The organism is Lysinibacillus sp. BSL11 (genome assembly GCF_052928325.1).
In genome coordinates, this window is record NZ_JAVGCX010000018.1 from 45939 (window position 1) to 56118 (window position 10180).

At 36.4% G+C, this 10180-nt stretch carries 9 protein-coding genes; 2 read left to right on the top strand and 7 right to left on the bottom strand.

What is annotated here, in order from left to right; all coding sequences use genetic code 11:
* Positions 1-102: 102 nt before the first annotated feature.
* From RCJ95_RS19735 to RCJ95_RS19750, 4 genes are all read right to left on the bottom strand, one after another.
* On the bottom strand, positions 103-645 hold the full coding sequence (locus tag RCJ95_RS19735) for an NADPH-dependent FMN reductase (RefSeq protein ID WP_048394950.1): 543 nt from the start codon (positions 643-645) through the stop codon (positions 103-105).
* A gap of 63 nt (positions 646-708) precedes the next feature.
* The gene (locus RCJ95_RS19740; protein WP_221683002.1) at positions 709-1326 is read right to left on the bottom strand and encodes a nitroreductase family protein; all 618 of its coding nucleotides are present in this window, start codon (positions 1324-1326) and stop codon (positions 709-711) included.
* Between the two features lie 69 nt (positions 1327-1395).
* Positions 1396-2379, bottom strand: coding sequence for a ring-cleaving dioxygenase (locus tag RCJ95_RS19745; protein WP_221683003.1), 984 nt, complete (start codon positions 2377-2379; stop codon positions 1396-1398).
* A 50-nt stretch (positions 2380-2429) separates the two neighbouring features.
* Positions 2430-2864 carry a MarR family winged helix-turn-helix transcriptional regulator gene (locus RCJ95_RS19750; protein ID WP_257520651.1) on the bottom strand — a complete coding sequence of 145 codons (435 nt, stop codon included), beginning with the start codon at positions 2862-2864 and terminating at the stop codon, positions 2430-2432.
* 152 nt (positions 2865-3016) lie between these two features.
* Between RCJ95_RS19750 and RCJ95_RS19755 the strand changes: the two genes are divergently transcribed.
* On the top strand, positions 3017-5011 hold the full coding sequence (locus tag RCJ95_RS19755) for a catalase (protein ID WP_221683005.1): 1995 nt from the start codon (positions 3017-3019) through the stop codon (positions 5009-5011).
* Between the two features lie 47 nt (positions 5012-5058).
* Here the strand turns inward: RCJ95_RS19755 and RCJ95_RS19760 are convergent, their stop codons facing one another.
* From RCJ95_RS19760 to RCJ95_RS19770, 3 genes are all read right to left on the bottom strand, one after another.
* On the bottom strand, positions 5059-5523 hold the full coding sequence (locus RCJ95_RS19760; RefSeq protein ID WP_221683006.1) for a YusW family protein: 465 nt from the start codon (positions 5521-5523) through the stop codon (positions 5059-5061).
* 105 nt (positions 5524-5628) lie between these two features.
* Positions 5629-7836 (bottom strand): YcdB/YcdC domain-containing protein, encoded by a 2208-nt coding sequence (locus RCJ95_RS19765; RefSeq protein ID WP_446722648.1) that lies wholly within the window; start codon positions 7834-7836, stop codon positions 5629-5631.
* A gap of 128 nt (positions 7837-7964) precedes the next feature.
* Positions 7965-9137: a glycosyl hydrolase family 18 protein gene (locus RCJ95_RS19770; RefSeq protein WP_407717045.1), complete on the bottom strand. Its 1173-nt coding sequence runs from the start codon at positions 9135-9137 to the stop codon at positions 7965-7967.
* 620 nt (positions 9138-9757) lie between these two features.
* Here RCJ95_RS19770 and RCJ95_RS19775 point away from each other — a divergent pair.
* Positions 9758-10177: a hypothetical protein gene (locus tag RCJ95_RS19775; protein ID WP_221683008.1), complete on the top strand. Its 420-nt coding sequence runs from the start codon at positions 9758-9760 to the stop codon at positions 10175-10177.
* Positions 10178-10180: the final 3 nt, after the last annotated feature.

Consider the following 10180-nt stretch of genomic DNA (forward strand, 5'->3'; position numbering starts at 1 on the left):
TAAAAGTATATCCTGAAAGTGTGAAGATTTCATGCAGAAGTAGCATCTTTCCAAACAAAAAATGCCCATAAGTATATTGTATACTTATGGGTTAGATTTTAATTAAACGTATTTTTTTGCCCAGCTTAAGAAATTATCAATGACTACGTCAAGGAATTTCACTGTACCTTCATCAGTTAAATTGCCTTCTTCATCAAATTTAGTGTGAACAGCACCAATATAAACGTCATTGCCGCTAAGTAATGGTGAGTTAATGCCTGGAGAGAATAAAATATCACGTAAATGTAATTGTGCTTTTACAGTACCTAAGTTCCCCATTGATGCACCCATAATGATGGATGGCTTGCCAATCATTACTTTATCTACACGAGATAGCCAATCAATAGCATTTACCATAACCCCTGGAACTGTACCATTATATTCTGGTGTAACCCAAAGTACAGCGTCTGCAGCTTTTACTTTTGCTTTAAAATCAAGAACTGCTTGTGGAGCCTCATTTTCAATATCTTGATTATACATTGGTAGGTCCTTTAAGCTTAATACTTCAAGGTCTAACTTTTCTGTATAACGTTTTTGAATAAATTGAGCTAATTGCATATTATAAGATTCTTTACGGATACTACCTACGATTGCTACTACTTTCATGATGTTTCCTCCTAAATGTCCATTATTCATAGTATTTGTATAGCTATTGTATTTTATACCATTTCAATAATAAATGGCAAATTCTTCAACTGGCTTACGATATCCACGTAATCGACGACTGCTCTCTTTTTCTTTCCCAATAGTAATCATTAAGGCTATTTCATGTGTTTCTGGCACATTGAATAGCTCACGCATTTTCTGATTATCAAAGCCAATCATTGGACAAGTGTCCCAACCACGATTTTTCGCAGCTAGCATGAATAACATAGCAGACAAAGAAGCATTACGAATGGCTTCATCTTTCATGAATCCTTCACCGCCATCCTCATAAAATCTTGTATTCTCTGCTACAATATCCTCTAGTTCGCCCGCTGTAATTATACCTAAATCCACCATGCCTTGACTTAGCTCAGCAGTATTTTTATATGCTTCCTTGTCACCTAGTACAAGAATTACACCTGAAGCTGAATGCACTTTATATTGACCATATGCTGCCTCTCTCACCTTTTCTTTCATATCCTCATCCAGCACAACAATATAATTAGCATGCTGTAAGTTAAATGCTGAAGGGGCAAGCTTAACATCCTCCAAAATAGGACGTATATCTTCTTCAGTCATCTTAACGTCCTTGATAAAATTATTAGCAGAGCGACGCTTATCAATCAGCTTGGAAAATTCCATTTTTTATCCCCCAATACAGTTATGTATACATCCAGTGGGGCTTATCTTTCCCAGCTGGATGAAATTGTGTTACTCATATTCTTTATCGAACATAATGGAACTTCTTACAGTGTCAATCGGACGAACAAGACTTTCAATCTGTTCACGTTTTGGTTCTAAAAACGGTGGTAATGACAGTTTTTCTCCTAATGTTTCATATGGCTCATCGCCCATAAATCCTGGACCATCTGTAGCCAATTCAAATAAAATCTGCGGAGCTACTCGTGCATACAATGATTCAAAGAAATGACGATTTACATAGCCAGAAGTGTGGAAACCAAAACTTTCCAAACGTGCAGTCCATTCATCTAATACCGCACGATCCTCTACACGAAAGGCAGCATGGTGAACAGTACCAAAACCTTGACGAGCTACAGGTAACACTGTGTTGTGCTCGACAATAATCTGGGCGCCATTTCCTCCCTCACCTACTTCAAATAAATGGAAGTCCCCTTCTTCTGCAATCTCTGTAAAGAGCAATACATTTTCTAACACATCCTTAAAGTATTTAAAATTAGCGACACGGACAAAAACTGGTCCTAAACCTGTAATGGCATACTCAAGTGGGATGGGGCCATTTTGCCAAGGCGTACCTGCTGCCACACCTGTATTGTGCTCATCGGAAATTAACTGATAGTGCTGATCATCAAAATCTACGAAAGATAGTGTTCTCTTACCAAACTGTTCTTTCATACCTGTATGCTTCACATTTAAACGGTCAAAGCGCTTTATCCAATAATCTAAAGCAGCATCCGTTGGTACACGGAAAGAAGTCTTTGAAATTTCATTTGTACCATGTACACCTTTTGGGATATTAGGGAAATCGAAGAACGTCATATCTGTACCTGCACTACCCTTATCATCTGCAAAGAATAAATGGTATGTTTGAATATCATCCTGATTCACTGTTTTCTTTATTAAGCGCATTCCTAAAACATAGGTAAAGAATTTATAATTTTCTTCAGCACTACTTGTGATAGCCGTTACATGGTGTACACCTTTTAAATGATTCATAGTATGCTCCTCCTATATATCTCGATATCGAGATATATATTTAAAATTTTTTATTGGTTATTGGCGTTCTTGCCAACTTTTTTAAGTGATAAAATCATGTTGTCCAGCTCCTGAGCTTCCAATACTTCAAATATCTCATTTATTTTCTGTTCATGCTTAGGGAATATTTCCTCCATCAAAACCTGCCCCTCAAGCGTTAGTAATACATACGTAACACGGCGATCTCTTGGACATGCCTTACGGTACACATAGCCCTTTTGCTCGAGCTTATCTATCACATAGGTAATACTACTGCTTGCAATTAATATTTTTTTACCAATCATTTGAACTGGTTGTTCTCCATGATGATATAAAAATTCAAGAACCGAAAATTCAGTTTGATTTAAATCGAATTGAAGTAAATCTCTTTTAGTTGCATCTTGAATCGTTTGATATGCTCGGAACAAGACCGTAAATGCTTTTAAGTTACGATTGTTTTGCTTCATACGACTCCCTCTTTTTACTTCGAATTTAATTATCTTTAATTCGAGATAATAATAACATATACATTTTTGAACAGCAAACAATTTGTTTCTTCATGTTTGCCATCTTTTCGTTGGGGTAGAAGGTAGTTGTAACTTATAAAGGAGGATTCTAAATGAAAAAAGATGTCAATCAAAAACAACAACAGCTAGAAGCATTCCGAGTAAGTGATAAAGATCAACCTCTCACAACCAATCAAGGATTAAAAATATCGGAAGATGAGCATTCACTAAAAGCAGGTGAGCGAGGACCCACTTTACTAGAGGATTTTCATTTCCGTGAAAAAATGACTCACTTTGACCATGAACGAATTCCTGAACGAGTAGTACACGCACGTGGCTCAGCCGCTCATGGAATTTTTGAAACATATGAATGCGCAAGTGATATTACAAAGGCACAATTTTTAAATGGAAAAGGAACTAAAACCCCTGTTTTTGTCCGCTTCTCTACCGTTGCTGGATCTAAAGGCTCTGCAGATACTGTTCGTGATGCACGCGGTTTTGCTACTAAGTTTTATACACAAGAGGGCAATTATGATTTAGTTGGAAATAACATACCAGTATTTTTTATTCAAGATGCTATTAAATTCCCCGATTTTGTACACGCTGTAAAGCCCGAACCAAATAACGAAATTCCACAAGCACAAAGTGCCCATGATACATTTTGGGATTTCATTGCAAATAATCAGGAGTCTGCTCATATGGTTATGTGGCATATGTCAGATAGATCGATTCCACGAAGCTATCGAATGATGGAGGGCTTTGGTGTTAATACTTATCGCTTTATCAATGCCGAAGGAAAAGCCCACTTTGTTAAATTTCATTGGAAACCTGTACTTGGGGTAAAATCATTAGTATGGGATGAAGCACAAATCATAGCTGGAAAAGACCCCGATTTTCATCGCAGAGATTTATGGGAATCGATTGAACGTGGGTATTTCCCAGAGTGGGAGCTTGGTGTGCAACTTATTCCCGTTGAAGATGAATTCAAATTTAGCTTCGATATTCTTGATGCCACGAAAATATGGCCTGAAGAAGAAATTCCAGTACGCATCCTTGGGAAAATGACCTTGAATAAAAATGTGGATAATTTTTTTGCAGAAACAGAACAAGCCGCATTCCATGTCGGTCATGTTGTACCTGGCATTGATTTTTCAAATGATCCTTTATTACAAGGTCGTTTATTCTCCTACACCGATACACAGTTAATACGACTGGGAGGTCCTAATTTCCATGAGCTTCCTATTAATAAACCAATCTGTCCATTTCATAATAACCAACGAGATGGCTATGGCCGACAAACCATTAATGTGGGACAAGTTAGCTACCATAAAAATTCCTTAGCCAATAATACACCACATCCTGTTTCTGAAGCAGATGGTGGATATAAGCATTATGAAGAAAAAGTTGAAGGGCATAAAGTACGTGCACGTAGTGAGAGCTTTAAAGACCATTTTTCTCAGGCAAGATTATTCTGGCTTAGTATGACTGATATTGAGAAAAAGCATATTATCGATGCCTTTAGCTTTGAACTTGGCAAAGTAAAAAATAAAGCGATTCGAAAACAAGTTGTAGACATGTATGCTAATGTCAGTTACTCACTTGCTTCATCTATCGCTGAACGAATTGGTATAGTTCCACCTGTAGAAGTGGAAGTACCACATATTCAACAAATTTCTCCTGCTGTTAGCCAAGTAATCAATGCAAAGGAAAGTGTCAAATCTAATAAAGTAGCTGTAATTGTTACAGAAAATAGTAGTGAAAAATTAAATGAACTTATTGCTACATTTTTAAGTGAAGATATCGTAGTTGAACTAGTAAGTAATAAACAAGGCATAGTAAGCGGCTATGAAATTCACGAAACATTTGCTACTACCTCCTCAGTTCTTTATGATGGGGTTTATGTTACAGGAGCCTTTCAAAATTCCTATGAACAAGCTAAAGCAGAACAGTTTATTGAACAAGCCTATCAGCACTGTAAAACAATAGGTTATACGGAAAATGTTTTATTTTTACAGCATATAGCCAATAAACATGGGGTTGCAAACGATCCAAAGTCTTTTGTTCATGCCCTTGCTAAACATCGACATTGGGTACGAGAATGTAAATGAATGAAAAGCCAGCTAACTGATTAAATCAGCTAGCTGGCATATTTTTATTATTTAATCCGTTTAAATTCCTTTTCATTGCCGTCTACAAATTCGACATCCACTTCAATGGATTGATAGTTATCTTCAATATTGAATACTTTGATTACTTGATCAATCACTTCGTCATTAGGTGTAGTAGAATCAAAATTCAACTGCTTAAATAACGGCTCTAATTTAGTATAAGCTTCATCGCCCTGCAGTTTTTCATTTTTTCGATCATCCTCTAATTTTGCTTCTATTCCTGTTTTTTTATCTTCATATTCTACCTCATAAGACTCCGTTGCAGAGTAATCAACATCTAATGAAAACTCTATAAAATTAAATGTCACTTGGTCAGTGGGCGTCTCACCAGTCTGTTGAGTAGCATTCTGATCTGCTGGAGCGTTTGCAGGCACATCATTTACCTCATCCTTATTACAGCCGTAAAGAATAACAGTCATTAAAGAAATCACTAAAATAAATTTCAATTTCAATTTATTCACTCCTTTCTTTACTTATTATTTCCCCATTCTTCTACAAACTAACCTAAAAAGGGCATCTCCTACAATTAAGGAGATACCCTTTTCATGGAATGCGACTTAATAATAGAAGTTACGATCCACTTTATTTTCTTGAATAGCTTTTGCTAAACGAACTGTTGACACAGCCAAATCGGCATATGACACACTCTTGCTAGCATTAAAGTTATTTTGCTGTGTATCAATCAGACCCATCCCATTTGCTATTGCTATATAGCCCGTATACGCTGGATCAATAGATGCTGAATCCGCAAAGTTTAATTTGTAAATATCCTTATACTTTGCAACATTCTCCAATTGCATTGCTTTAACAGCCCATACCGCTAGCTCTTGACGATTTAATGCTTCATCCAAAGCGAATTGGTTTGCTGGTTGTAAAATTCCCATTCTTACAGCTTGTTCAACCACTCCATATAATGGATGGTTTTTATCGATATTGCTGAAGGTTTGCTTTTCACCATCGCCACTACCAAAATGGCCATATGTTAAAGATTTTAGTAGAATCTTTAATGCTTCTCCCTTTGTCACAGCAGCATCAGCATTAAAGTTTGCTATATCTTTTACCTCTAATACATTTTGATGTAAAAGATAGTTTAATTCATTGGCTGCTGTTGGGTGTGAAATAGATGGTTTTTCTTTTGAGTCATCTACCTCATACAACCATTCACCAGTAATTGCATCAATCTGATTAACTAAGCTACCGTTGTAAGTTGGAGCATAGACTAGATCATAATGTTGTTTACCTTCAGTATCTTGTTTTATATATTGTAGTTGTAATGTAAGGGCCTTACTATATGCTTCTTTTGCTTTATCAGCAGAGATTACCTGACTAAGAGAAGGCCAGTTATTAATCTTTTGCTTATTAACATTCAATGAACGTAATGACCCATCAGAGCCAATACCTACGTTTATTTCATCTCCAACAACTGCAATCCCGTTTACGATGCGTGGGAAGGAGAAGTAATAATCTTTACTATAATCATCATATACAGGATCATAAATTGGCATCGAATACTCATGTAAATAGGATGGAGCCCATTGCTTTAAGTATTCAATCGCCTTTGCTAATGCCGCATCCTTAGAGAGGGTAGTTGTTTTGTCAGTGTTGATAAAATCTCTCATAATATCGTGATACTGCACGATATCGCCTGTTGCCTTATTAATTTCGAAAGAGGTACCAGACCCGCCATTATTGTACATATACATGTAATTTACTGTATAAACCGTTTCACCATTGTCATTTTCTCTTTCGTCAACCATATCAATCGTGAGCTTTGCCTTGTCTTCATCAACTTTTAATAAATTTTTAGCGAATTCCTCAACCTCTGCTACTGTCATACCGCTTTTTCTTGGTGGTAATTGCTGTGAGGATATTTTCTCAACGCTTTTCGTCTTTGGAACTTGTGTAGAGAAGCCATTCGTTGTTTGCCATTGACCTGTTAAAGCATGTACACCATTAAATCCTGTTGCTGGCATATAGACAAGCTTCACATTACGTTGATCGCTAAAATAGTCAACGTAATAACGAAGTTCAACTGCTAAGTTATCCCGTACTTGTGCTACAATTTCTTCCTCATTTTTTTTCTGGCTTGAGCTATCAAAGGTTGCTTTACTTAAAGATTCTGTATTACGATACATTCCTGTTATTTGACCATTAGCAAGAACATCAATAGTGATACTTTGATCGCCAATAAGCACTCCATTATATGTTGGTGAATAAACAAATGAGTAGGTAATTGGTTGTGATAATGGACGATTAATGTCATTGTAATAACCGAAGCCATCTTCACGGAGTTTATAGTTCTCTATTTTCGCAAATTTTCTTAGGAAGTCATCTGCAATTTTTTTTGCTTCAGTCTCTGAATATTTTGCGGGATATACTGCTTCAGCGATATTAGCTGGCTGATAATAGAAATTTTCTAACTCCAAATCTTCACCTTTAAATGTAAAACCACCATATACATCTTTACCATTTACAGTTTTATGGAAGTTTAAATCATAACGGACCGTTGTATCATCTCTAAAGAAATGACCGCCTCCAGAATTAAACTCATTGTCAGCTACAAATTTGAACTCTTCAGGGAATAGTGCACGTAATTTGTTAATTAGCATACCTTTTGTCACTTTTGTCTCTGAGGCAGCCAACTGTATTGCAATACGCTCTGAAGGTTCTTTCACATTTGCAGAAGCTTGTGAAACGGGTGCTAGAATACCAACAGAAAATGCAGTAGTTGTTAAAATAATACCTAACTTTTTAAATTTACCCAAAATATCCCTCCTAAAATACTATTTACCATAATTATAATATATTTATCCATAATTAGATATGGAATTTACAGATAATTTCCTCTTTGAAGAAAATACATTGGGTAATCTGTCCCTTATACTTCCTTATCTTATTTCTTTACTACATCAAAATTAGCACCAATTAATACCCAATTCTGAGGGAATGGTAGTCCTAATTTCCAATAACCAATACCACGAAGGTTATATTGTTTAATGAGATTGAATTTAGCTTGAATAGATCTAGCATCTTCAAACCATACCATATGCGCTCTACCTTGCTCATCATAGTATTCAAAAAACGGTGCTTGGGCTCTCCAATCATACTGAATTGCTGCATTATAACGTTTAGCAATTTCAATGGCTCGCTGTGGACTAAGTGCTTCTGCAAAGGGTCCCCCCTGGACAAAAGGTAACGTCCAATCGTAGCCATATAAATTTTGCCCCAACATAATTTTGCCTGCAGGTATTTCACTAATCGCATATTTTACAACTGCCTCTACCTCTGGGAGAGGTGAAACGGCCATTGGTGGGCCAGCTGAATATCCCCATTCATAGGTCATGAGTAAAACAAAGTCCACGATTTCCCCATGTGCCTTATAATCATGTGCAGCTGTCCATGGTCCTTGCTCACTATCACTTGTTTTTGGCGCTAATGCCGTAGACACTGTATATCCTTGAGCATGGAATTTTTCAACAGCTCTTCTTAAAAAATTGTTATAGGCTTGTCGTTGATCTGCTGGCAAATTTTCGAAGTCAAAGTGGATATCCTTAACATCCCCTAGTTGCTTTGCTTCTGCAAGAATATTATCAAATAGTAAATCTTGAACAGCTATGCTTTGAAAAATATCTCTCGCTAATTCACCACTAAAACTAAAATTCTCCAAATTAGAAATAACCATTGCCATTGATGCTCCCGTATCATTGGCAATTTGTGTTACACCTTGGCTTGGTGGCCTCTGTAAAGTACCATCACGCCTAGCTTCATAGCTAAATAAAGCTAAATATGTTAAATTAGGACCCGCTTCCCTCGCTTGATTCAAGAGTGCCTCACTAACTGATGTTCCTCTCGGCTCTAAATAGGCTAAGGTTTCTGCCCTTGTTTTTGGTGGTTGTGGGATGTATAATCTCGTTCCAACTGCTAATGGTTGATTGGGATTAATGCCATTTACTTGTGCAAGTGTTACATAATTAATACCGAAACGTTGGCCAATTGACCATAAGCTATCACCTGGCTGTACATAATAAAAGCTTCCGACAATCGGGATTACAAGAGCTTGCCCCACAACTAAACGATTTGGCTCTGGAATTTGATTGGCATCTATAATGCTCTGAACCGTAGCTCCATACGCCTGTGCAATTCCCCATAAAGACTCACCAGCCCGTACAACGTGTATTTGAATGATTTTGCCTCCTTTTAGCTTGATAAAATCATACCTATAAAGCTTATGAAATCAGAGATGAAAAGATGTCTTTCAACAACTACACAAAAATAGACCACTATTTATAGCGGATGAATATTGGACTGTATTATGTCAGCTATTTAATACAAAGAAAATCATAGAAATCCAATCTAATCCAAAGCGAGTCTCTTTCATGAAAGAATTTACTTTTACGTATGTATGTCTATAAAGTTACCTGAGTAATATATTCTGCTTTTTACTCCGTTATTAGTATAAATAAGCGCAAAATGATACTTATCTAGATAATATTAATCGTACAAATGTTCTATTTTTCATATAATCTGAGGCAAAGTGTCACCCACTTTCTACCCTACCAATCAAGTGTAGCAGGCTACTTTTTGTTACACTTTTCCCAAATTTTTTTACGTAACTAGCGTCATATGCCTTATTCTTTTCCCTGTTCTCACTCTTGTATAATGAAATTATTGTAAGGAGGTGTTAGATTGCGTTTATTTTACCAGCAAAAAGTAATCGGTAAGAAGTCTCGTAAACTTGAAAAAATTCCATTTTCAATTGAAGAGCCCGTCATAACGTTACAAGATTTACTTGTTCAGCTTGTTACACAGCAGGTTCAACAATTTAATGAGAAAATGGTAGATACACCACTTCATCTTTATTTAACGGATCAGCAACTAGAAGACGCAGCTCAATATGGCAAAGTACATTTTGGAGAAAAGAAAAAGGATACTGTACAGTCAGTTAATCAAGCTATTTCCACAATGCTTCAAGCCTTTCAGGACGAGCTGTTTTTAGTCCTTCATAATGAAGAATCTTTAAATTCTCTTTCTACACCATTAAACATACAGGAGGACGATGTCTTTACATTTATTAAACTTACTATGCTTGCAGGACGAATTTGGTAAGGA